The 24,191-nt window shown below is 60.0% G+C and carries 19 protein-coding genes; 7 read left to right on the forward strand and 12 right to left on the reverse strand.

The window, feature by feature from the left end; translation table 11 throughout:
• Positions 1-84: 84 nt before the first annotated feature.
• Complete coding sequence (locus AC3WN7_RS19155; RefSeq protein ID WP_102674531.1) at positions 85-981, reverse strand: LysR family transcriptional regulator; 897 nt, start codon at positions 979-981, stop codon at positions 85-87.
• Positions 982-1,132: 151 nt separating this feature from the next.
• On the opposite strand from AC3WN7_RS19155, the gene AC3WN7_RS19160 reads away from it, so the two are divergent.
• Positions 1,133-2,560 carry a mechanosensitive ion channel family protein gene (locus AC3WN7_RS19160; protein ID WP_102674532.1) on the forward strand — a complete coding sequence of 476 codons (1,428 nt, stop codon included), beginning with the start codon at positions 1,133-1,135 and terminating at the stop codon, positions 2,558-2,560.
• A gap of 121 nt (positions 2,561-2,681) precedes the next feature.
• Here AC3WN7_RS19160 and ycaC read toward each other — a convergent pair whose 3' ends face one another.
• The 6 genes from ycaC to AC3WN7_RS19190 all read right to left on the reverse strand — a co-directional run bounded on the left by ycaC (position 2,682) and on the right by AC3WN7_RS19190 (position 9,363).
• Positions 2,682-3,308: an isochorismate family cysteine hydrolase YcaC gene (gene ycaC, locus AC3WN7_RS19165; protein WP_102674533.1), complete on the reverse strand. Its 627-nt coding sequence runs from the start codon at positions 3,306-3,308 to the stop codon at positions 2,682-2,684.
• Between the two features lie 69 nt (positions 3,309-3,377).
• Positions 3,378-5,216: an amidohydrolase gene (locus AC3WN7_RS19170; protein ID WP_102674534.1), complete on the reverse strand. Its 1,839-nt coding sequence runs from the start codon at positions 5,214-5,216 to the stop codon at positions 3,378-3,380.
• Positions 5,216-5,824: an antibiotic biosynthesis monooxygenase gene (locus AC3WN7_RS19175; RefSeq protein WP_102674535.1), complete on the reverse strand. Its 609-nt coding sequence runs from the start codon at positions 5,822-5,824 to the stop codon at positions 5,216-5,218. The genes AC3WN7_RS19170 and AC3WN7_RS19175 overlap by 1 nt, the downstream gene beginning before the upstream one ends.
• The gene (locus tag AC3WN7_RS19180) at positions 5,817-6,080 is read right to left on the reverse strand and encodes a hypothetical protein (protein ID WP_102674536.1); all 264 of its coding nucleotides are present in this window, start codon (positions 6,078-6,080) and stop codon (positions 5,817-5,819) included. The genes AC3WN7_RS19175 and AC3WN7_RS19180 overlap by 8 nt, the downstream gene beginning before the upstream one ends.
• Before the next feature lie 233 nt (positions 6,081-6,313).
• Positions 6,314-7,966, reverse strand: coding sequence for a SulP family inorganic anion transporter (locus AC3WN7_RS19185; RefSeq protein ID WP_102674537.1), 1,653 nt, complete (start codon positions 7,964-7,966; stop codon positions 6,314-6,316).
• Positions 7,967-8,082: 116 nt separating this feature from the next.
• On the reverse strand, positions 8,083-9,363 hold the full coding sequence (locus AC3WN7_RS19190; protein WP_102674538.1) for a serine/threonine transporter: 1,281 nt from the start codon (positions 9,361-9,363) through the stop codon (positions 8,083-8,085).
• 363 nt (positions 9,364-9,726) lie between these two features.
• Here AC3WN7_RS19190 and AC3WN7_RS19195 point away from each other — a divergent pair, with 363 nt between their 5' ends.
• The 5 genes from AC3WN7_RS19195 (at position 9,727) to AC3WN7_RS19215 (ending at position 14,290) form a co-directional block, all read left to right on the forward strand.
• Positions 9,727-10,110, forward strand: coding sequence for a tautomerase family protein (locus tag AC3WN7_RS19195; RefSeq protein WP_015095408.1), 384 nt, complete (start codon positions 9,727-9,729; stop codon positions 10,108-10,110).
• A 27-nt stretch (positions 10,111-10,137) separates the two neighbouring features.
• Complete coding sequence (locus AC3WN7_RS19200) at positions 10,138-10,725, forward strand: TetR/AcrR family transcriptional regulator (RefSeq protein WP_102674539.1); 588 nt, start codon at positions 10,138-10,140, stop codon at positions 10,723-10,725.
• A 449-nt stretch (positions 10,726-11,174) separates the two neighbouring features.
• A complete protein-coding gene (locus AC3WN7_RS19205; RefSeq protein WP_102674541.1) occupies positions 11,175-12,140 on the forward strand; it encodes a 2-hydroxyacid dehydrogenase in 966 nt (321 codons plus the stop codon).
• Between the two features lie 144 nt (positions 12,141-12,284).
• Positions 12,285-13,352 carry a phosphotransferase family protein gene (locus AC3WN7_RS19210; protein WP_095966957.1) on the forward strand — a complete coding sequence of 356 codons (1,068 nt, stop codon included), beginning with the start codon at positions 12,285-12,287 and terminating at the stop codon, positions 13,350-13,352.
• Positions 13,353-13,522: 170 nt separating this feature from the next.
• Positions 13,523-14,290, forward strand: a complete 768-nt coding sequence (locus AC3WN7_RS19215) for an SDR family oxidoreductase (RefSeq protein WP_007976320.1) — start codon at positions 13,523-13,525, stop codon at positions 14,288-14,290.
• 171 nt (positions 14,291-14,461) lie between these two features.
• Here the strand turns inward: AC3WN7_RS19215 and AC3WN7_RS19220 are convergent, their stop codons facing one another.
• From AC3WN7_RS19220 to AC3WN7_RS19240, 5 genes are all read right to left on the reverse strand, one after another.
• On the reverse strand, positions 14,462-16,429 hold the full coding sequence (locus tag AC3WN7_RS19220; protein ID WP_102674542.1) for a hypothetical protein: 1,968 nt from the start codon (positions 16,427-16,429) through the stop codon (positions 14,462-14,464).
• Positions 16,430-17,112: 683 nt separating this feature from the next.
• Positions 17,113-17,364 carry a DUF1652 domain-containing protein gene (locus AC3WN7_RS19225; RefSeq protein ID WP_095967659.1) on the reverse strand — a complete coding sequence of 84 codons (252 nt, stop codon included), beginning with the start codon at positions 17,362-17,364 and terminating at the stop codon, positions 17,113-17,115.
• 178 nt (positions 17,365-17,542) lie between these two features.
• Positions 17,543-19,039 carry a helix-turn-helix transcriptional regulator gene (locus AC3WN7_RS19230; RefSeq protein WP_102674543.1) on the reverse strand — a complete coding sequence of 499 codons (1,497 nt, stop codon included), beginning with the start codon at positions 19,037-19,039 and terminating at the stop codon, positions 17,543-17,545.
• 193 nt (positions 19,040-19,232) lie between these two features.
• Positions 19,233-20,516: a Zn-dependent hydrolase gene (locus AC3WN7_RS19235; protein ID WP_102674544.1), complete on the reverse strand. Its 1,284-nt coding sequence runs from the start codon at positions 20,514-20,516 to the stop codon at positions 19,233-19,235.
• A gap of 142 nt (positions 20,517-20,658) precedes the next feature.
• Complete coding sequence (locus tag AC3WN7_RS19240; protein WP_095967656.1) at positions 20,659-22,143, reverse strand: NCS1 family nucleobase:cation symporter-1; 1,485 nt, start codon at positions 22,141-22,143, stop codon at positions 20,659-20,661.
• Positions 22,144-22,686: 543 nt separating this feature from the next.
• On the opposite strand from AC3WN7_RS19240, the gene hydA reads away from it, so the two are divergent.
• Entirely contained in the window at positions 22,687-24,126 is a 1,440-nt protein-coding gene (gene hydA / locus AC3WN7_RS19245) for a dihydropyrimidinase (protein WP_102674546.1), read from the forward strand.
• The last annotated feature ends 65 nt before the right edge of the window (positions 24,127-24,191 follow it).

The raw sequence follows: 24,191 nt of genomic DNA on the forward strand, positions 1-24,191 counted from the left end.
GTGTGTCAGTCGACATCAATGTCCCATGACCCACCGCCTTCGCGAGCAAGCCCGCTCCCACAGTAGATTGTGTGAACCCTATCCTTACAACCCACCCTCAGACTGATCCAGCGCCTCGCGCAAGAACTCAACCAGCACCTGCACCGGCCGCGAACCCTGACGATGCTGCGGATACACCGCCGACAATGTCAGCGGCTCCGGCCGCAAATCCTCCAGTACCTCGACCAGCCGTCCATCCTTCAACGCCGAGCCGACGATGAACGCCGGCAAATACGTGATCCCCAGGCCGGCGATAGCCGCATCCCTGAGCACCTCGCCGTTATTGACCCGCATCCGCCCGGTGACGTTGACCGTCAGCGGCTTGCCCTGCCCCGCAAAACGCCATTGCACCTGTCGACCATGGCCGTACGGCAGACAGTCATGACCATGCAAATCCTCAGGTTTGAGCGGCGTGCCGCGCTCGGCCAGGTACGCCGGACTTGCGCAGTACACCCGCTGGATCGACGCGATCCGCCGGGCAATCAAGGTCGAGTCCTCGAGCGTGCCGATGCGCAACGCCAGGTCGTATCCCTCACCCAGCAAATCCACAGGCCGATCGCTCAGATCCATCTCCACCGTCACATCGCGATAGCGCTGCAAAAACACCGGCAACAGGCAGCCCAGATGCGCCAGTGCGAACGACAGCGGAGCGCTCACACGAATGGTCCCGCGTGGCTCGGTGGTCTGGCCGGCGATGCCCTGCTCCACTTGTTCGACTTCACTGAGCAGGCGCAAGGCTGACTCGTAATAACTTTGCCCCAGCGGCGTGACATCCAGTCGCCGGGTCGAGCGATTGAGCAGGCGCACGCCCAGGCGCTCTTCGAGTTGCATCAAGCGACGGCTGACAAACTGCTTGGACAGCCCCAGTTGATCGGCGGCAGCCGTGAAGCTTCCAGAGTCCATCACCTGGCAAAAAATACGCATATCTTCGAAGGGGTTCATTGTCACCTCCTGGTTGACAGTTAAACATTTTATAGCCGCTTTTTCCCTTCCTGGCACACTATTAATCTGCTCCGCACTCAAGCGGGAGAAAGCTCCCTCGCCACAACAGCATCCTCCACCTGCGCGACCTCATTTCTACTGGAGCATTCCCATGTCCTTTCTCCTCAGTCACCTGCTCTCCCTGAGCACCCTGCTGCTGGCCATCGACGCCCTGCTCTGGCACGTCGCGCCATTCAAGCATCGCGTCAGCCGGGTCGGTGTGCGCCTGGCGCTGTTTCTGCTGTTCAGCGCGGTGCTCATCAACGCCGGCGTCAGCCCGTTGCAGGCGCCGTTGTTTGCCGATGATCGCGTGGCACAACTGGGGGCCACGGCACTGGGGATTCTCTGGTGGCTGTACGCGGCACGGGTGCTCACCGAAGTGATCGGCCTGGCCCTGATGCGGCGCATCGGCCACAGCGGCCGGCTGTTGCAGGATGTCATCGGCGCACTGGTGTTCCTGATTGCGGTGGTGGCCGCCGCCGGCTACGTGCTGGAGCTGCCAGTGAAAGGTTTGCTGGCGACCTCCGGCGTCGTCGCCATCGTGGTGGGTCTGGCATTGCAGAGCACCTTGAGCGACGTGTTCTCTGGCATCGTGCTCAACACTACCAAGCCCTACCAGGTCGATGACCGGGTTTCCATCGACGGCATCGAGGGCAAGGTGCTGGACATCGACTGGCGTGCCACTCACCTGCTGACCAGCGCCGGCAGCACCGCTGTGGTGCCGAACTCGGTGGCGGCCAAGGCGAAGATCGTCAACCTCAGCCGCCCGTTCAACATGCACGGCGTGTCGATCAGCATTCAGGTGCCCAACCACATTCGCCCGCGTCGGGTACTCGATGCCCTGGACCGCACCCTTCAGGGCAGCAGCAGTCTGCTGCTCGATCCGGCGCCCAAAGCCGTGCTCAAGGAAGCCGGCGAAACCATGTCCGAATACGTGGCCAGCGGCTTCATCGCCGAATTGGGCAAAAAGGGTGAAGTGCGCAATCAACTGTTCGACCTGGCTCATCGGCACCTCGAAGCGGCAGGCATTTCCCGGCAACCCGATGGCGTGATCGAGCCGTCGACCCGCGCACGGGCCTTGCTCGATGAAGTGAAAATCTTCCGTTCCCTGAGCGCCGATGAACGGGATCGCCTGGCCCAGAACATGGTGGCGCAGCAATACGCGGCCGGTGATGTGGTGCTGGATCTGGATGAGGTACCGGACAGCCTGTACGTGATCGCCACCGGCGTGGTCAGCGCAACGGTCCCCGACGGCAGCACGCAGATCGAAGCCGGGCGCATGGGGCCCAGTGAAGTCATGGGCGAACAAAGCATCCTCGCCGATACGCCGTCCCAGGCACGGTTCACCGCCATGACCTCAAGCATCATCTACCGCCTCGACAAATCCCTGACCCGCGACTGCATGGCGCAACGACGGGAGGTCGACCGGGCGTTGAACAAGCTGCAAGCGGTGCGCCAGCAGAACAGCCGGATGGCGTTGATGGCCAAACCGGTGGTGGTCAGGAAAGGTGGGTTTTTGGGGTGGTTGCAGAGTCGCTGATCCACGGCTGACACAAAACACTGTGGGAGCGAGCTTGCTCGCGATAGCTATCTGTCAGTCAACACATGTGTCGACTGATACGCCGCCATCGCGAGCAAGCTCGCTCCCACAGGTGTACGTCTTACTTGGCCGTGAACTTCATGTAGCTGTTGATCAGGTTGCGATAGTTCGGCAGGCGCTCGGACAGCAGGTTGGCCAGGCCTTCCATGTCGTTGCGCCAGTCGCCTTGCAGCTCGCAGGCCACGGAGAACCAGTTCAGCAGGTGCGCACCGGCGGCCGACATGCGTGCCCAGGCCGCTTGTTGCACGGTGGTGTTGAAGGTGCCGGAAGCGTCGGTCACCACAAACACCTCATAGCCTTCGGCAATGGCCGACAGGGTCGGGAACGCCACGCACACGTCGGTCACCACACCGGCGATGATCAGTTGCTTGCGACCGGTGGCCTTGATCGCCTTGACGAAGTCTTCGTTATCCCAGGCGTTGATCTGGCCCGGGCGGGCAATGAACGGCGCGTCCGGGAACTGCGCCTTGAGTTCAGGCACGATCGGGCCGTTCGGACCGCTGTCGAAACTGGTGGTGAGGATGGTCGGCAGTTTGAAGAACTTGGCGATGTCGCCCAGCGCCAGCACGTTGTTCTTGAACTCGTTGGGCGAGAAATCCTGCACCAGCGAGATCAGACCGGTCTGGTGGTCGACCAGCAATACCACGGCATCGTCTTTGTTCAGGCGTTTGTATGGAACGTTGCTCATTGGAAGCTCCTTGATGGATGGTTGTTGCATGCCGCGCCGCCCTGTTGGGTCGGCGCTTTCTTGAATGCGTCAGAAGGCAAAACACGAGCAGCCAAAGGCGCCCCAGAAACCGGCGAAATCGCTGACCGGCGCGTTCGACAGGCGTGCCCGTTCATGGCTGTGGGAATGCACCGCACAGGGCCCGCTGCAGTGGTGAACCTGGGCCTGCATCGGCGACGTCGGGCGCCAGTGGCCCGGCACCTTCACCACCGGTGACCAGTCCGGCAGCACCGGCACGCTGGCCGGCCCGAGCTTCTCGAAGTCACCGGCGCCGTACACCACCTTGCCGCCGACCACGGTCAGCACCGACTCGATCCACTTGATCGCCTCTTCATCGACGCTGAAGAAGTCCGCGCTGAGGGCCGCGACGTCGGCCAATTGCCCGACCTTGATCTGGCCCTTTTTGCCCTGCTCCGACGAGAACCAGGCGCTGCCGTGGGTGAACAGTTCCAGCGCCGTCAGGCGTGAAAGACCTTCGGCGTGCAGTTCCATGCCGCCGACGGTGCGGCCGCTGACCATCCAGTACAACGAAGTCCACGGGTTGTAACTCGATACCCGCGTGGCGTCGGTGCCGGCACCGACCGGTACACCCTCGGCCAGCATGCGCTTGATCGGAGGCGTCGCTTCGGCCGCTTTCGCGCCGTACCGCTCGACGAAATATTCGCCCTGAAAGGCCATGCGATCCTGAATCGCAATGCCGCCACCCAGCGCCCTCACCCGCTCGATGTTCTGCGGGGTGATGGTTTCGGCGTGGTCGAAAAACCACGGCAAGCCGTTGAACGGAATGTCGCGGTTGACCTTCTCGAACACGTCGAGCATGCGGCTGATGGATTCGTTGTAGGTCGCGTGTAAACGGAACGGCCAGCGTTGCTCGACCAGATGGCGCACCACCGGCTCCAGTTCGGCTTCCATGGTTTGCGGCAGGTCCGGGCGCGGCTCGAGGAAGTCTTCGAAGTCCGCCGCCGAGAACACCAGCATTTCCCCGGCGCCGTTGTGCCGAAGGTAATCGTCGCCCTGGTGCAGCTTCACGCTGCCGGTCCAGTTCTTGAAGTCGGTCAGCTCTTCCTTGGGTTTCTGGGTGAACAGGTTGTAGGCGATGCGCACGGTCAGTTGCTCATCCTTCGCCAACTGCTCGATCACCTGGTAATCGTCCGGATAATTCTGGAAACCACCGCCGGCATCGATCGCGCTGGTCAGGCCCAGGCGATTGAGTTCGCGCATGAACTGACGGGTCGAGTTGACCTGATACTCCAGCGGCAGCTTCGGCCCCTTGGCCAGGGTCGAGTACAGGATCATCGCATTGGGCCGCGCCACCAACATGCCGGTCGGCTCGCCATTGGCGTCGCGCACGATCTCGCCACCCGGCGGGTTCGGCGTGTCGCGGGTATAACCGGCGACACGCAACGCTGCGCGGTTGAGCAAGGCGCGGTCGTACAGGTGCAACACGAATACCGGGGTGTCCGGTGCCGCCTGGTTGAGCTCGGCCAGGGTCGGCATGCGCTTCTCGGCGAACTGGAATTCGTTCCAGCCACCGACCACCCGCACCCACTGCGGCGTCGGTGTGCGGTCGGCCTGATCCTTGAGCATGCGCAAGGCATCGGCCAAGGACGGCACACCTTCCCAGCGCAGTTCCAGGTTGTAGTTCAAGCCACCACGGATCAGGTGCAAGTGCGAGTCGTTGAGCCCGGGAATCACACAGCGGCCCTTGAGGTCGATCACCTGGGTGTTCGAGCCACGCAGGGCCATGGCCTGGGCATCACTGCCCACCGCGACAAAGCGACCGTCGCTGATCGCCACCGCGCTGGCGAGCGGTTTTTCGCGGTCAACGGTATGAAATTGACCATTGAACAGAATCAGATCGGCGTTCATCAGGGTTCCTCGTGCAATGTGGCAGGAGACAGCCAGGGCGCGAACAGACGCGTCGCCATGGGCATGAAGATGTAAACCACCGAGAGCACGATGGTCAGGGTGATCAGGAACGTGGCCACCACGTAGTTGGAGAGCAAGGCGTTGAGCCGTAGCAGCGGCCCCCATAGCAGTGGCACCAGCAAGGTGTGCGGCAGGATCACCAGCAACGTCACCACGGCCTGCTTCCAGCGCGGCGGTGGCGTACCGGCTTCGGCCTGGGGCGAAAACCAGAACTCGTTGACCGGATTGACTTCGGTCTGGTCGCCATCAGCCAGCATCGGAGCAGCTTCGTCGACCAACGCCTGGCGCTGCGGCGAATCGAGCCAGTTCTGCATCGCCTCGGTCGAGCAAAAGCGCAGCACGCAGGTGTAGGTGTCGAGGCCGGCGTTTTTACCGCGCACCACATCCACGCCCAGGTGCCCGACATTCTGCGCGGCCACCTTGACGATGTTGCGCAGCCAGGCTTCATAAGGCGCTTCGAAACCAGCCTTGACCCGGTGCTTGACGATCAGCGTCACCACCTCATCAGGCCCGGGACTTGCCGGCTCACGGCGATTGAGATCAGACATAACGCAAGGCTCCGGCAAGACGGACATTGAGCGCCAGCCGTCCCGGCCCGGCGATGAGAATGCTGGTGAACACGATCAACAACAGCCAGCCGAACTGGCCTTCGAAGAGGGTCCACTGCGGATGCACGAGCAACATCGACACCCACAGCAAAAACAGAATAGGCAAACACGCCAGACGCACCAGTAACCCGCCGCTGACCCGCAGGAACAGCAGCCCCCAGTCTTGCGCCCGATCATCACGTCGCGAAGTGTCCATGGCCCACCTGCACCAATGAAAAACCACCGGCGTCGATGCGCCGGGACAGGATTCGATAGTGCCGGGACGGGAGGAGGAAAAATTGAATGTACGTGCTCTGTTTTGCGACCACGCGGCGGTCTGCAAATCACACAAAATCCTGTGGGAGCGGGCTTGCTCGCGAAGGCGGTGGGTCAGTCAACATCAATGCTGAATGTCATGACGCCTTCGCGAGCAAGCCCGCTCCCACAGGGTTATGCGTTCGGCTTCAGGGCTTGTTGCACTGCGCCATCAACACTTAGCCCGCTCAGCACCACCCCGTTAGCCTTCACCTGCGACAACACCGCCAACGCCGCTTGTGCGTCGTCCTTCAGGCGCGCCAGGATCAGGCACGGGCCTTCCTCATGCACATGCACGAAAAACGCCTGCAACGCCTCAATGCTGGTGCCATCCAGATCCGGCGACTCCTCCAGACTGAGAATCACCGTATGAATCGGCGTTTGCGAATGCCGGATCAAGTGCAAGGCAGCGCCGAGAATCCGCTCGACATTGGCAAAAAACAACGCCTCACCCGGCCGCACAATCAACACACCAGGCACGACCTGGGCCGCTGGATGGCGTTGCAGGTCGACAAAGTCGTGACCGCCATCGATGCGCCCGAGAATCTGGATATCCGCCGCCGACAGTTGCTTGAGCATCAGCAACACACTGATCGCCACCGCCACCAGCAAGCCATCCAGCACACCCAGTAGCAATACCGCACCCACGGCGCAGATCACCAGCAAGCGGTCACGGCGCCAGATGAAATAGCGTCCCAGCGGTTGCAGGCTCAAGCCACGCCCCAACGCATGGATAACGATGGCGGCGAGAATCGGTTCCGGAGTCAGGGCGATATACGGCAGCACCGTCAGGACAATGAGCAGCACCACCAGCGCCGCCACGATCCCGGACAGGCGTGAAGTGGCGCCGGCAGCCTCATTGGCCGAGGTCGCCGAATACCCCGCGCCCGCCGGCATGCCGTGGAACAGACCGGACAGCAGGTTGGAAGCACCCAGCGCCAGCAGGTCGCGGTTCGAGGTGACGCGATCACCGTGCTTGAGCGCATAGGCACTGATCGAGCCATACGACTCGGCATACAAAATCATCACCATGGCGAACGCCAACTCACCCAGACGCAACCAGTCGGCAAACGGCAGTACCGGCAGCTTCGGCACCTCCAGGCTCAGGTCGATCAAGCCGATCAGCTTCACGCCATAGGCCGGCAGGTCCAGCCACTGCCCCGCCGCGATGCCGATCACCACCACCAGCAAACCACCCGGCAGGTGCCGGAACCGCGCGAACAGCCATAACAAGGTCAACGCCACGGCGCCGACCGTGGCTGCGACCCAGTTCCATTGCGGCAGTTGCTCCAGCAATTGCGGCAGAAAACCCACCAGGTTGGCTTCGGTCAGATGCACGCCAACCACGCTGGCGACCTGCTTGAGAATGATGGTCAGCGCCAGGCCAAAGGCAAAACCACGCAGCACCGGCTTGGCGATGAACGAGGTCACGCTGCCGAGCTTGAACAGCCCGGCCAGCAGGAAAAACGCCCCGGTCACCAGCACCAGGCCGATGGCCAGGGTCGAGCGAAGCTCAGGGTCGCCATTGGCCAGGGTGGCGGTCGCGGCGGCCAGCACGGCGGCGGAGGATGAAGTGGCCGAGACAATGGCAAAACGGCTGGTACCGAACAGGCCATAGCACAATAACCCGGCAAACAAGGCGATCACACCGGCCTGAGGCGCCAGTGCGGCGATGCTTGAATAGGCGACGGCTTCGGGCAACAACAGGCCGGCTATCGACAACCCGGCCAACAGGTCCTGCCAACGGTTGGGTTGCTCGGTGGGGTTTGCGTTGGGGGCGCTCGACAATCGAATGTCTCCAGGCGAAAAAAAGCCGCTGCACGTATCACGTGCAGCGGCCACTGTAGCTGAAAATCAAAGGATCGCAGCCTGCAGGAGCTGCCGAAGGCTACGATCTCCTGATCTTACGCGCTCAACGAATAAATCAACGCCGTGATCGCCACCAGGCCCACCGCCGTCACGAAGACGTTGGACGCCTGACCGCGATAGCGTGCCATCGCCGGCACCTTGCGAATGGCGTACATCGGCATCAGGAACAGGATCGCCGCGATCACAGGGCCACCGAGGGTTTCGATCATGCCCAGGATGCTCGGGTTCAGCGTGGCGACGATCCAGCACACCACCAGCATGAACGCGGCGGTCATGCGGTCCAGGGCCTTGGCGGACGGACGCTTGCCGCTCTTGACGATCAGCCCCTTGAGACCTTCGCTGGCGCCGATGTAGTGCCCCAGGAACGACTTGGAAATGGCCACGAAGGCAATCAACGGCGCCGCGAAGGCGATGGTCGGGTTGCTGAAGTGGTTGGCCAGGTACGACAGGATCGACAGGTTCTGCGCCTTGGCTTCAGCCAGTTGCGCTGGCGACAGGGTCAGCACGCAACTGAAGACGAAGAACAGCACCATCACCACCATCAACAGGTGCGCCCGGGACAGGATCTGCGAGCTGCGCTCCTCGGCGTGATCGCCGTAGCGACGCTTCTGGTCCACGGCGAAGGCCGAGATGATCGGCGAATGGTTGAACGAGAACACCATCACCGGAATCGCCAGCCACAGGGTGTGCAACAGCGCCGACGGTGCCGGCACGCTGCTGGCGGTGGTCAGGATGCCGCCGTTCCAGTGCGGAACCAGGTACACCGCCAGGAACAGCAAGGCGACGATGAACGGATAGACCATCAGGCTCATGGCCTTGACGATCAGTTGCTCACCGCAACGCACCACCGCCAGCAGGCCGAGGATCAGCACCAGCGACAGCACGGCGCGCGGCGGCGGCGTGATGTGCAGTTGATGCTCGAGGAAGCTGCCCACGGTGTTGGTCAGGGCCACGCTGTAGATCAGCAGGATCGGGAAAATGGCGAAGAAGTACAGCAAGGTGATCAGCGCACCGGCCTTGATGCCGAAATGTTCTTCCACCACTTCAGTGATGTCGGCGCCTTCGCGACCGGACAACACAAAACGGGTCAGCCCGCGGTGCGCGTAGAACGTCATCGGGAAGGCCAGCAACGCCAGGATCAGCAGCGGCCAGAAACCGCCGAGGCCCGCATTGATCGGCAAAAACAGGGTGCCCGCACCAATCGCCGTGCCAAACAGGCCCAGCATCCACGTGGTGTCCTGGCGATTCCAGCTCGAAAGCGTTGCGGGTGTTGCTGCTACATAGCGTTTGTTGACGCTATTGGCCTGATCATTCATCCGGTGGGATCTCCACATTCCGGTCACTTGCCACCCGGTCAGAACGCGTCGGAATACCCGACAGGCAGCGCCCTGGCCGAAACAGGGGCGCGATTCTGGAGGATTAGTGAACAGAAGCAAAGACTTAGGTGAGGAACGGTGGTACCAGATTGACGAAAGTCCCCCTTGTGGGAGCGGGCTTGCTCGCGAAGACGGCGGCACATTCAGCATTGATGTGTCTGACACACCGCATTCGCGAGCAAGCCCGCTCCCACAGGTTTCTGTTTGTTTTCGAGATCTCCATCGGCATTTCATCATCCGCACTTGATAAAGGTCTACCATCATGTATTTTTAAACAACCTGCATTCCTCCTGGAGTCTTCCCATGCCACTGGTTCGCGTCGACATCAAAAAACATCAGGACCCCACCCACGCCAAACGCATCGGCCAACTGATCTACGCCGCCATGCACAGCACCATCGGCGTGCCGGAGAACGATAATTTCCAGATACTCGCCGAACACGATGAGCAGCATTTCATCTTTGATCCCGGTTATCTGGGTATCGACCGCACGGACCAGTTGGTGGTGATCCAGATCACCATGAGCGAGGGGCGAACCGTCGAGCAGAAAAAACGCCTCTACAAAACCATAGCCGAAAGCCTTCACACAGAGCTGGGCGTGCGTCTGGAGGACGTTTTCATCAATCTGGTGGAAGTCAAAAAAGAGAACTGGTCGTTCGGCAACGGAATTGCCCAATACGCCCTCTGATATTCAACCTGAAATCGAGAAAGACCCATGCCCCGCGTTTCCCGCAAACAAGCCGACCTCAACCGCGAGACCATCGTCGATGCCGCCACGCGGCTGTTCCGCGAACGCGGTTTACACGGGATCAGCGTGGTCGATGTGATGGCCGCCGCGGGCCTGACCCACGGCGGCTTCTACGGGCACTTCGAATCCCGCGAAGCCCTGGCGAAAGAGGCCAGTAGCCGGGCTTTCGAGCAAGCCGCGCAACGCTGGCAAGCACGGGTGGCCGATCAGGAGAGCAAGGACACCACCCGCCGCGCCGTGGTCGAAACGTACCTGTCCAGCGAAAGCCGGGACAATCCGGGTGACAGCTGCCCGGTAGTGGCCTTTGCCGGGGACATGTGCCACGAGGCCGCCGAGAGCGGTTTGCGTCAAACCTATCTGCTGGGCCTGAACAACCTGCTCGATTCCCTGGGCTCACTGCTCGACACCGAAGACGAGGCCGACAAACGGCAACAGGCGCTGGTCCAGTATTCGCTGATGTTCGGCGCGCTGATGTTGTCCCGGGCGACCCGCGGCGATCCACTGTCGGATGAAATTCTCGAGGCGGCCCGGGCAGCACTCTCAGCATCGAAATAAAAGGTCCTTCACGCATTCCCGGAACCTGTAGGAGCCAGCCTGCTGGCGATGGACTCAAACGCGCCGCGTTTATCCAGTTCCCACGCGTTATCGTTAACGACCATCGCTGCGATGCGGCGACCCGACAAGCCAGCTCCCACAAAGGACCGTGCCCACGCTGAAACTGTAGGAGCCAGCCTGCTGGCGATGGACTCAAGTGCGCCGCGTTCATCCCGCTCACCCGCGCCATCGTTAACGACCATCGCTGCCAGGCCAGCTCCCACAAAAGACCGCGCCCACGCTGAAACTGTAGGAGCCAGCCTGCTGGCGATGGACTCAAGTGCGCCGCGTTTATCCGGTTCACACGCGTTATCGTTAACGACCATCGCCGGCGGTTGCCAAGCTATCCTGAAATCAGCAATCTCAAGTGACGTTCGAGCCGTTTTTCCGATGCCCACAGGGAGCCAAGCATGCCTGTAACCGTTCTGGTACTGGTTGAAACCATCAATGATTACCTGCCTATCCTCGAACATCAGGGCTTCCACCTGATACTGGCCCCGACGCCCGCCGAGCGTGCCGAAGCCATCGCCCGCCACGCCGGGCAGATCGACGCCGTCCTGACCCGTGGACCATTGGGGCTGCATGCCGATGAAATCGCCGCGCTACCCAAACTCAAGATCATCTGCGTGATCGGCGCCGGTTATGAACACGTCGACCTGCAGGCCGCCGCTGACCGGGGCATCACTGTCACCAATGGTGCCGGGGTCAACGCCTCGTCCGTCGCCGACCATGCCATGGCGCTGCTGCTATCGCTGGTCCGTGATGTGCCCCGCTGTGACGCCGCCGTTCGGCGCGGCGAGTGGCCGAAGATCATGCGCCCTTCCCTCGCGGGCAAACGCCTGGGCATCCTCGGCCTCGGCGCGGTCGGCATGGCCATCGCCAAACGTGCCAGTGCCGGCTTCGACATGAGCATCTGCTACCACAATCGCCAACGTCGCCGCGATGTGCCCTACACGTTCTGCTCGACCCCGACCGAACTGGCGCGCGCCTCGGACTTCCTGATCGTCGCCACGCCGGGCGGGCTGGGCACCAAACACCTGATCAATCGCCAGGTCCTCGACGCCTTGGGCCCCAAGGGTTTTATCGTCAACATCGCCCGGGCCAGCGTGATTGCCACCGCCGACCTGATCACCGCCCTGGAGCAACGCCGGATCGCCGGCGCCGCGCTGGATGTGTTCGACGCCGAACCGAAGGTGCCGGATGCGCTCAAGACCCTGAGCAACGTGATCCTCACGCCCCATGTCGCCGGACTGTCCCCGGAAGCCACCCAGGGCACCGTCGAACTGGTGGGCAAGAACCTCGTGGCGTTTTTCTCCAGCCAACCGGTGCTGACGCCGATCGACTTGCCGCCAGCCATGAGCCGGGTCGTTCATTGAGCGCAATTCAAACAGCTGTATCAAAAACAATGATTGGACGGCAACACGCTCACCTATAAGAGCCGATCGCGGTTGTGGGTGCGGGGTGTGCGCATTAGATTAGCCAATAGTTTCAGGCCTCCAGAATAAGCAGAAGGGATAAGCATGGCGCTTACTGACCAGTCCACCCGTATCCGCACCGGCGAAGAGCTCGATGCCAGCCTGATCGATCCATACCTCAAGGCCCATATACCGGGGCTCAGCGGTTTGCCGAAGATCAGCCAGTTCCCGGGCGGCGCGTCGAACCTCACTTACTTGCTGGAATACCCCGAGCAGGAATTCGTCCTGCGTCGACCGCCCTTTGGTCACAAGGCCAAGTCGGCTCACGACATGGGCCGTGAATTCCGCATCCTCAATCAACTGCGCGACGGTTTTCCGTATTGCCCGAAAGCCTACGTGCACTGCACCGACGAATCGGTGATCGGTGCCGAGTTCTACGTGATGGAACGGGTCAACGGCATCATCCTGCGCTCCGACCTGCCGCCGGAGCTGGGGCTGGACGCGGCGAAAACCCAAGCCCTGTGCAAGAGCTTCATCGACAAATTCGTCGAACTGCACCAGGTCGACTACAACGCCTACGGCCTGGGTGACCTCGGCAAGCCCGAAGGCTACGTGGCGCGCCAGATCAAAGGCTGGAGCGATCGCTACGAGAAGGCCCTGACCCCCGATGCGCCACAATGGCAAACGGTGAAAGCCTGGCTCAACGACAAGATGCCGGCCGACCACCCGACCTCCAGCATCGTGCATAACGACTACCGCTTCGACAACGTCATCCTCGACCCGAACAACCCGATGCAGATCATCGGCGTGCTCGACTGGGAACTGACCACCCTGGGCGATCCGCTGATGGACCTGGGCAACACCCTGGCCTACTGGATCGAAGCCGATGATCCGGCACCGGTGCAGATGATGCGCCGCCAGCCAAGCCACGCGCCGGGCATGTTGACCCGCCGCGAGTTCGTCGATTACTACGCCCAACGCTCGGGCATCCAGATCGACAATTTCGACTTCTACTACACCTACGGCCTGTTCCGCCTGGCCGGCATCGTGCAGCAGATCTACTACCGCTTCTACCACGGCCAGACCCAGGACAAACGCTTCGCGCAGTTCATTCACATGAACAAGCTGCTGGAGCAGATGAGCTTGCAGGTGATCCAGAAATCCAGCCTGTGACCCTGATTCTGTTCGATTACACACAACCCCTGTAGGAGCGAGCTCGCTCGCGAAGATCGTGAACGATAACACCCGTTCACTGACCAGACGCAGCAAGCCGCCCCTACCCAACAGCCTCAGCGACACCCCGGCATTTGACTCGATAACAAGACTTTCTAAAAGGGAATCCCATGTCCAAGACTCAGTTGTTCGACCTCGACGGCAAGATCGCTTTCGTCTCCGGCGCCAGCCGTGGCATCGGTGAAGCCATCGCCAAACTGCTGGCCCAGCAAGGCGCCCACGTGATCGTCTCCAGCCGCAAGCTTGAAGGCTGCCAGCACGTCGCCGACGCGATCATCGCCGCCGGCGGCAAGGCCACCGCGATCGCCTGCCACATCGGCGAAATGGAACAGATCAGCCAGGTCTTCGCCGGCATCAAGGAACAGTTCGGCCGCCTCGACATCCTGGTCAACAACGCCGCGACCAACCCGCAGTTCTGCAACGTCCTGGACACCGACCTCAGCGCCTTCCAGAAAACCGTCGACGTGAACATCCGCGGCTACTTCTTCATGTCGGTCGAAGCCGGCAAGCTGATGCGCGAAAACGGCGGCGGCAGCATCATCAACGTTGCTTCGATCAACGGCGTTTCGCCGGGGATTTTCCAGGGCATCTACTCGGTGACCAAGGCGGCGGTGATCAACATGACCAAGGTGTTTGCCAAGGAGTGCGCGCAGTTCGGGATCCGTTGCAATGCATTGCTGCCGGGGTTGACCGATACCAAGTTTGCTTCGGCGCTGGTGAAGAATGAGGCGATTCTGAATACCGCGCTGCAGCAAATTCCGCTGAAGCGGGTGGCAGACCCGAGTGAGATGGCGGGCGCTGTGTTGTATTTGGCGAGTGATGCTTCGAGTTACACGACAGGAGTTTCGTTGAATGTGGATGGGGGGTTTCTGTCCTGATGCGAGTCAGCGAATGAAACAGGAAAGGCAACCCGTGCTGGCTTCTTGCTGATCCAGAATATGAAAAAAAGGCAGCCGATTGGCTGCCTTGCGAGCGGGAGCCCCTGTTATGCAGTGGGCTCATGACACTGCCGTTTTTTAACTATGCGCAATAATTGTTTAGCGAGCAAATTAAGACGGTCGACCAAAAAGCAAAACATCTTCCCGCGCCGTATATACAGATGAATAATCAAAAGTTAGCGTATCTAAAACATAACCGACAGCTGGAGATGAAAAGGTCCACTCCACCCTTCCATTAATTACAGGAAACGACCGATTCAAAGGAGGATTAAAGATGAACTCATTAGGGCTATTTTTGACATATATGCTCGACACTCCAGCTGAAACCTCCACACTTAAAGAATACGGCCTATCAGGTAAAATAAAATCGGTAAGATCAAGAAGCTCCTTTCCATTCACATAGTACTTTGGAACTATCTGCCTAATAACAGGCAACACCAGCATTTCACTGAATCCTGCCCCACTGAATCCGAGTTCATAACTCCCCGACTTCGTGAAAGAACCAGTAACCTGCCAACTATAGACAACAGACTCTGTGTTTATTTGCGGCCGAAATTCCAGATCCCCCGACTCAATTCCATCTCCTTTGATCCATTGTAGCCTCAACGGGTACCCGGCCAACGGGCTATACAACTTCGGGACCAATGTAAATGTATGCCATTCTCTCCTCAGGTTCGGGATGTCTACATTGGAAATCTCCTTACCGTCCATCAAAACATTTACTTCGTCAGCCAGATTATTCGACAACAACTTGCTGATTGGAAGAGTAATAGGCGTAGTCATGCCCTTACCCAACAACTTCAATTCAAAAGCACCGCTTTTGGTGTTCCCCACTACGTCCCACCGATAGCCAGTTTGCTCACTGCCAAATGCAGGCGAACTGGCTAAATTGGCGGGACTGAGCCCACCTTTGACTGCAAAGGTCAAACTGACCGGAAGGCCAGCGAGTAGACTGCCGGGTTTTGGAGTCAACGTGACAGTTTTCGGTTTATCCCGGAAAAACCAATTGCCCTCCGCGGGCACCGCTACACCATCAATCTTGACATTAGCCTCATCCGCCAGGTTGTTGGACAGCAACTTGCTGATTGGCAAGGTAATTGGTGTAATCATGCCCTGCCCTGAGAGCTTCAGTTCAAAAGTACCGCTGTTGGTATTCCCCGTCACCCTCCAACTATGCATAGTTTGCTCAGAGCCAAAGCCTGGTGCACTCACCACGTTGGCAGGATTAAGGTTGCTTTTTATTGTGCAGGTCAACGTGACCGGTAAGCCTGCCAATGGACTATCTGACTTGGGTCTCAGTGTGACGATCTGGGCTTGATTACGGATAAACCAATTACCTCCGTCCGGTACAGCGACGCCGCCAATGTTGACAACAGCTTCGTCAGCTAAATGGTTCGACAGCAACTTACTGATTGGCAGGGTAATAGGCGTAGTCATGCCCTTTCCCGACAGCTTCAGCTCGAAAGTACCGCTTTTGGTATACCCCGTCACTCTCCAACTATACGTGGGTTGCTCACTGCCGAAAGCCGGTGCACTCACCACGTTGGTGACATCCAGGCCACTTTTGATTGCACAGGTCAACGTGACCGGAAGGCCGGCCAGCGGGCTGCCTGATTTGGGAGTCAACGTCACCGTTTGCACCTTGCCCCGGTAAAACCAATTACCCCCGGCAGGCACGGCGACGCCGCCGATCTTCACGTCTGCCTCATCCGCCAGGTTGCTCGAAATCACCAGGCTTCGGTGCTCCCACGACTCCAGCACTTCCCTGCTGAAAAACACCAGGGTGACACGGCCGCTCTTGCCAGTGTCCGGCGTAATCTTCCAAGTGAACTTGCCATCGACGGGGGCCACCCAATTGCCAAAATCCGGCGATGCAGCGATGCTCAAACCGCCATCCTCAGGCAGCCCCAGATTCAGCGCCCTGGCGATCGTGGGTGGTGCCTCCACCGTCACTACGTTCTCCTGCCCACGGAGCAAAACAGGTGCCGTACCCCATTCCACTTTATTACCATTGATCAACAACGTGGCTTGGTCCCAAAGGCTTGATGCAACGGATGCAGCTTTTAATTCGTCGGTCATGACGACGTTTCCTTTTTAGCGTTGGACAAAAAACAGTCCATTCACTATCAGGAAAAATCGATATACCGAAAACTGCCAGAACTGACAGGGCTACTAGACCAAGCTGCGATAAAAACCGCTGATGGCCTACAAGTCGTTCACGTTTTTCAAGGTGACCGGGGCGGTACCGTACCTCGCCAGAAATGCATCGAGTCGGCCACAGCATTGGCAGCCGTGACGCCAATCAGCAGATCTCGGGTCCCGCTCTACCCAGGGCGATGATGAAAGCAATCACCATCACCCCGAGCAGGTCGAGGTTGCTGCACATCGCGCCCGGGTTTACTGCGTAACGCAACGAGTCGTGGTGGTGACTCGGGTCACCTCGCCATTTTCAGCGCGCACATCGCCCAGTACATCGGTTTTATCCATGGCCTGGCAGGTGCGTACAGGAGGGGGTGGCGTGACCGCTGGAGGGGGTGGCGGGCTGGAACAGCCGCCGAGAATCGCTACGCACAATGCCAGCGACAAGGGTGAGATAACGCGTTTCCCAAGAGTTTTCATAGGTTGACCCGCGATAAGTGATCGACACATTTTTGTGACAACAAAACCGGCGCGCAAAATCCATACACCTGTCACAAAAATAAATATTTGCGAATCACTTATGGCCCAGCCAGTGGCCAATGCCAGCAAAAAGCTGGCAGTTCTTACATCACCGGGTCAGGGCGTTGCAGGGAATTGCACTGCAGTTCATAGCGCAATTCTTCGATCAGCGAAGCGACCGACTCTGCTGTTTGTAGCGTGCTCATGTTCAGGCCACTGACCACCAGGTCCACCTGACCCGACACCGGGTGATAGAGCTTGACGGTCAGCCAGTGTTCGCCGGTGATACTGCATTCACAGGCCAAGGGTGAAAAACTGTGTTCGATCAGCATCCTCAACTGCGCCAGCGTAATCATTGCGACGGACCCTGGCGGCTTGATGCAGGGTGTAACGGGTTCATGGGGCTATTCCTTTTGGCGGTTTACGCAGAGGGCGCGCAAGTGACTTCAAGTGGCCTGCTGCATCCCCAGCCTAAGAGCCACCACGGCAGGTCGACACATGCATTTGCACCCGGCGCCTTAGTGCAATTGCACTTTAACGCTGCCCCTTGGGCCGCCACTCGCTGGAGAACAGCCCCCGCTCCCGCGCCCAGACAATCGCCTCGCTGCGACTGTGTATGTCGAGCTTGGAATACACCGCAGCCGCATGGTTTCGCACCGTGTTCGGCGCCAGCTTCAGGCGCGCGGCGATTTCCTTGTCGGCCAGGCCTTCGCAAATCAAGCCCAGCACATCGCGCTCACGGGCGGTCAGCTCGGTGAGGGCCGCGCTGGGCAACTTCGGCGAATTCACGCTTTTTACGTTGGCCAGCTTTTCGATCAGCGTGCGGCTGAACCAGGAGGCGTCCTTCATCACTTCCTCGATGGCCGCCACCAGCTCCAGCTCGGTGCGCTTACGCTCGGTGATGTCCATCAACACCAACAGATAACAGGGCATGCCCTGAATGTTCACGGTGTCCGCTGACACCGTGCAATCGATCAGCCCGGCGTCTTTTCTACGCACACGTACATCGATGCAGTCCAGTCTGCCGGTTTTCTCCAGGGCGGCGAACAGCTGGAGGCGTGCGTGCCGGTCTTCGAAGAAGTCGATCTGCGCAATGCCGATCCCACGCACCTCTTCACCGGGATAACCCAGGGTATCAAGGAAGGCTTCGTTGACATCCAGCACCAACTGATCCGCCGCGCCGCATACCAGTATCGGCACCGGCGACAGGCGAAAGGCCTTGGCGAAACGTTCTTCGCTTTGGCGCAGGGCGATTTCAGCCTTGTGCCGGAGTTCCATGTCGACAAAGGAAAACAGCATGCAGGCTTCGTCGTTGAGCTCCAGCGGCTGGCCGGCCACGATGACTTGCTTGCGACCACCGTCGGCCAGGCGCAACTCGGCCTGCATCTGGGGAATGGTCGCCCCTTCGCATAGACGCTGCCTGGCCAGTTCTTTGTGCTCGGCCTGGTCCAGCACGTCCAGCTCATAGGTCGAAGTGCCGATCACCTGGTCACGGGAGTAACCGGTCATTTCGAGGAACCCCGGGTTGACCTTGATGTAGCGCAAATCACTGAGCCGACAAATCACCGCCGGTGCCGGATTGGCCGTGAAGGTTTTTTCAAAACGCTGCTCGGCGCTGGCCCAATCGGTGACATCGTCCATGATCAACACCAGAGATTCCGGGTCGCCACGGCTGTCGGCCAATACCAGGCTGCGCACGCGATGGACCCAGGTACGCGCCTGGTCCGCCGCCGGCGTCACTTCCACCAGCACATCGCTGAACGTCTCGCCGCGCGCGACCCGGCTGATCGGGTAGCTGTCGACGGCCAACCCGTGCTTGTTGCGATAGCGCAAGGCGAAGCGTTTGGCATACGCCGCGGCAGTGGCACCCAGGTCGCTGACTTGCGAAACACCGTGCATGGCCAGCGCCGCCTCGTTGGCCCACAGGATGCTCTGGTCGGGATCGAGCAGAATAACCCCGTCGGACAGACCGGCGATGATCTGCTGCAACTGGCGGCGATTGGTTTCCGTGCTCAGGACGTCCTGGCTCATCGCATCTCCACAAGAATGGCGACCCTGTGGAGAATACGACCGCCCGGGCTTGCAATAGTGCAAAGCAACCTTGTGGGAGCGAGCCTGCTCCGGGCGGCCGTTTGACTAGTACAGATTCAACGATGCCTCCAGCCCTGCCAATTTGTCCGGATTACGCATGATGAACCGGTTGGGTGTTGCGATCTTTTGATCTTCAAGCCGCCAGTTTCCCCTTCGCGATGGCCTCGGAAGCCGCCAGCATCGCCCGCAACAACACCGCACACCCGGCCGCCAGATCATCCGGCGCGGCGTTTTCGATTTCGTTGTGGCTGATACCGCCTTCGCAGGGCACGAAGATCATCCCGGCCGGACCGAGCTCGGCGAGGAAGATCGCGTCGTGCCCTGCTCCGCTGACGATGTCCATGTGCGACAGGCCCAAACCTTGGGCGGCACCGCGCACCGCCTCGACGCAGCCCTTGTCGAAGTACAACGGCGGGAAGTCCGCGGTCGGGGTGAGTTCGTAGGTCAGGCCATGTTCGTCGCAGGTGGTTTCGATGACTTCGCGCACTTCGGCGATCATCGAGTCCAGGCGTGCAGGTTCCAGGTGGCGGAAGTCCAGGGTCATGCGCACTTCGCCGGGAATGACGTTGCGCGAGCCGGGATAGGCTTGCAGGCAACCGACGGTGCCACAGGCATGGGGTTGATGGCTGAGGGCGGCGCGGTTGAGCGCACCGACGATCACCGCGGCGCCGACCAGGGCGTCCTTGCGCAGGTGCATCGGGGTCGGGCCGGCGTGGGCTTCGACGCCACGCAGTTTCAGGTCGAACCACTTCTGCCCGAGCGCGCCCATGACCACGCCAATGGTCTTGCGTTCGTCTTCCAGGATCGGGCCTTGCTCGATATGGGCTTCGAAATAGGCCCCGACTTTGTGGCCACTGACTTTACGCGGGCCGGCGTAGCCTATGGCATTCAACGCGTCACCCACAGTCACGCCATCGGCATCGACCTTGGCCAGGGTTTCTTCGAGGGTGAATTTTTCCGCGAACACACCGGAACCCATCATGCACGGGGCAAAGCGCGAGCCTTCTTCGTTGGTCCAGACCACCACCTCCAGCGGTGCTTCGGTTTCGATGTTCAGGTCATTGAGGGTGCGCAGCACCTCGACGCCCGCCAACACACCGAAGCAGCCATCGAACTTGCCACCGGTGGGCTGGGTGTCGATATGGCTACCGGTCATCACCGGTGGCAGGTCGGGATTGCGCCCGGGGCGACGGGCGAAGATGTTGCCGACAGCGTCGATGCTGACGGTGCAGCCGGCATCGACACACCATTTGACGAAGATGTCCCGAGCCTGGCGATCGAGATCGGTCAGGGCCAGGCGACACACGCCCCCCTTGACCGTGGCGCCGAGTTTGGCCAGTTCCATGAGCGACTGCCACAGGCGGTCGCGGTTGATGTGTTGATGGCTGGACTGCAGAACGTCGACGGCCGCGTTCATGATGATCTCCTCTGGCTGTTCTTGTGTGTTTCTTCAGGCAATTCGTTGGTGATTGTGCGGCCGCCTTCGCGAGCAAGCCCGCTCCCACAGGGGGAATGCATTCCAAATGTGGGAGCGGGCTTGCTCGCGAAGAGGCCAGCCGCTACACCGCAGATTTCGCGACAGATGCGCTGGGCCGCATCACACTCAACCCGTAATAAATAACCCCACCCAACGCCGAGCCGGTGAACCAGCCGTAGCTGTAGAACCAGCTGAAGACATCGCTGCCAAGCGACAGCAGCGTCAACACCACCGGCACGCCAAACGCAATGAACCCGCTCCAGTTCCACGCCGGATACACGTCATCGCGGTACAGGCCGGCAAGGTCCAGTTGCTGTTTCTTGATCAGGAAATAGTCCACCACCATGATCCCGGCGATCGGCCCGAGCAGGCTGGAATAGCCGAGCAACCAGTTGGAATAGACCGTTTCCAGGCTGAGGTCGGACACGATCAGGCCGAGTTTTTTCAACAACTCATGGGCCATCAACGCCAAGCCGACGAACCCGGTCAGCAGCACGGCGTTGGTGCGGTTGATCACCTTGGGGGCGATGTTCTGGAAGTCATTGGTCGGCGACACGATATTGGCTGCGGTATTGGTCGACAGCGTGGCGATGATGATCAGCGCCATGGCCAGTGCGACCCACACCGGGCTCTGGATATGGCCGATCAGGGTCACCGGATCGGATACCGTCACGCCCACCAGTTTCACCGAGGCCGCGGTCATCACCACACCCAGGGAAGCAAACAGGAACATGGTCAGCGGCAGGCCGATGATCTGCCCGACAATCTGATCCTTCTGGCTTTTCGCGTAGCGGCTGAAGTCCGGAATGTTCAGTGACAGCGTGGCCCAGAAACCGACCATCGCGGTCAGCCCGGCGGCGAAGTAACTGGCCACCCCGGCGCCTTCGGGACGCTTGGCCGGAATCGCCAGCAACTCGGTCATCGACACGTTCGGCATGGCCCAGACCAGCAGCCCTACGCCCACCAGTACCAACAGCGGTGCAGACAGGGTTTCCAGCCATTTGATCGACTCGGCGCCGCGTATCACCACCCACAGATTCAGCGCCCAGAACACCATGAAGCCGATGACCTCGCCGGTGCCGCCCAGGGATTTCCAGCCCTCGAACACCGAGCCGAGGAACAGGTGAATCGCCAACCCGCCGAACATGGTCTGGATGCCGAACCAGCCGCACGCCACCAGGGCGCGGATCAGGCACGGAATATTGGAACCGAGCACGCCGAAGGACGAGCGCAGCAACACCGGAAAGGGAATGCCGTACTTGGTGCCGGGAAAGGCGTTCAGGGTCAGGGGAATCAGCACAATGATGTTGGCAAACAGAATCGCCAGAAGCGCTTCACCGACCGTCAGGCCGAAGTACGCGGTCAACACGCCACCGAGGGTGTAGGTCGGCACGCAGATCGCCATGCCCACCCACAGCGCGGTGATGTGCCATTTGTTCCAGGTGCGTTCGCGCACCTTGGTCGGTGCAATGTCGTGGTTGTAACGGGGACTGTCGAGTACATCGCTGCCGGCTTCCAGCTCGAACAAGCCGTCGCGCTCGGTCACTTGCGATCTGATCTGTTGCATGGCCGCTCCACTGTTCTTTGAATTATTTTTTTGCTCATCGGGGGCTGGCGGCATCAATAAACGTGCCGGGCACCCCGATTACGCATCGGGCAGTTCCATAAACACATTGCAACCCACTGATGTTTATCGGTTTTATTCGCTGACTCGACTATTTGTCAGGCCACTCAGGCCGAATGCCAGGCAAGTTGTCCGGACAGTCAGGACTCAAACTGGTGCGTTGATCTTTTTTTCAATGGCTGCGCATCAACCATAGACCATACTCAAACAGCTGATTTCACATAAGAAATCTTGACTATTTTTCGATCCTGTCAAGTGCGTCAAAATGGTGAGGTCGCTCACCATTTTGGTGATTCTTGTATTTAATCCTTAAATATCAATCTGTTAATAACTGTATAAGCTTATAAAAAATATTCTTGCCGATTCGAATAACTGCAGCTAGCGTTTAATCCTGACAGCACTGACAGGAATACACCTGTTGACGCTGGCGTCATATAAAACATCTAGAGCCGGCACAAGCCGGTCATTGCCTGCGAGGAACTCGGAATGTCTCTGTTGATTCGTGGCGCCACCGTTATTACCCATGATGAAAGTTATCGCGCCGATGTGTATTGCGCAGACGGCGTGATCAAGGCCATCGGCGAAAAACTCGATATCCCTGCAGGCGCCGAGGTGCTCGACGGCAGCGGCCAATACCTGATGCCCGGCGGTATCGACCCGCACACCCACATGCAACTGCCCTTTATGGGCACGGTGGCCAGCGAAGACTTCTACAGTGGCACGGCGGCGGGACTGGCCGGCGGCACCACCTCGATCATCGACTTCGTGATTCCCAATCCGCAGCAATCCTTGCTTGAAGCCTTCCATCAATGGCGCGGCTGGGCCGAGAAGTCGGCGTCGGACTACGGTTTTCACGTCGCCATCACCTGGTGGAGCGAACAGGTCCGCGAGGAAATGGCCGAACTGGTCAGCCAGCACGGCGTCAACAGCTTCAAGCACTTCATGGCCTACAAGAACGCGATCATGGCCGCCGATGACACCCTGGTGGCGAGCTTCGAACGCTGCCTGGAACTGGGCGCGGTGCCGACCGTGCATGCGGAAAACGGCGAACTGGTCTATCACCTGCAACGCAAGCTGATGGCCCAGGGCATCACCGGGCCGGAAGCGCATCCGCTATCGCGGCCATCACAGGTTGAAGGCGAGGCCGCGAGCCGGGCGATCCGCATCGCCGAAACCCTGGGTACGCCGCTGTATCTGGTCCATGTCTCGACCAAGGAAGCCCTCGACGAAATCACCTACGCCCGGGGCAAGGGCCAGCCGGTCTACGGCGAAGTGCTGGCCGGGCACCTGCTGCTGGATGACAGTGTCTACCGCCACCCGGACTGGCAAACCGCCGCCGGTTATGTGATGAGCCCGCCGTTCCGCCCTCGCGGTCATCAAGAGGCGCTCTGGCATGGCCTGCAATCGGGCAACCTGCACACCACCGCCACCGACCACTGCTGCTTCTGCGCCGAGCAAAAAGCCGCCGGTCGCGACGACTTCAGCAAGATCCCCAACGGTACCGCCGGCATCGAAGACCGCATGGCGGTGTTGTGGGATGAAGGGGTGAACAGCGGACGCTTCTCGATGCAGCAATTCGTCGCGCTGACGTCCACCAACACCGCGAAGATCTTCAACCTCTACCCACGCAAAGGCGCGATTCGCGTGGGGGCCGATGCCGACCTGGTGCTGTGGGACCCACAAGGCACGCGGACCATTTCCGCCAAGACCCACCATCAGCAGGTGGACTTCAACATCTTCGAAGGCAAGACCGTGCGCGGTGTGCCCAGTCACACCATCAGCCAGGGCCGGGTGGTCTGGGCCGACGGCGACCTGCGGGCCGAGCGTGGCGCCGGGCGCTACATCGAACGGCCGGCGTACCCGGCGGTGTTTGATTTGCTGAGCAAGCGGGCCGAGTTGAATCAGCCTGTTGCTGTGAAACGCTGAAAGCGGCCTGCGGCCTGCGGCCTATCGCGAGCAAGCTCGCTCCCACAGGTTTTGTGAACACCCGA

The sequence above is a fragment of the Pseudomonas sp. FW305-70 genome (assembly GCF_058783925.1).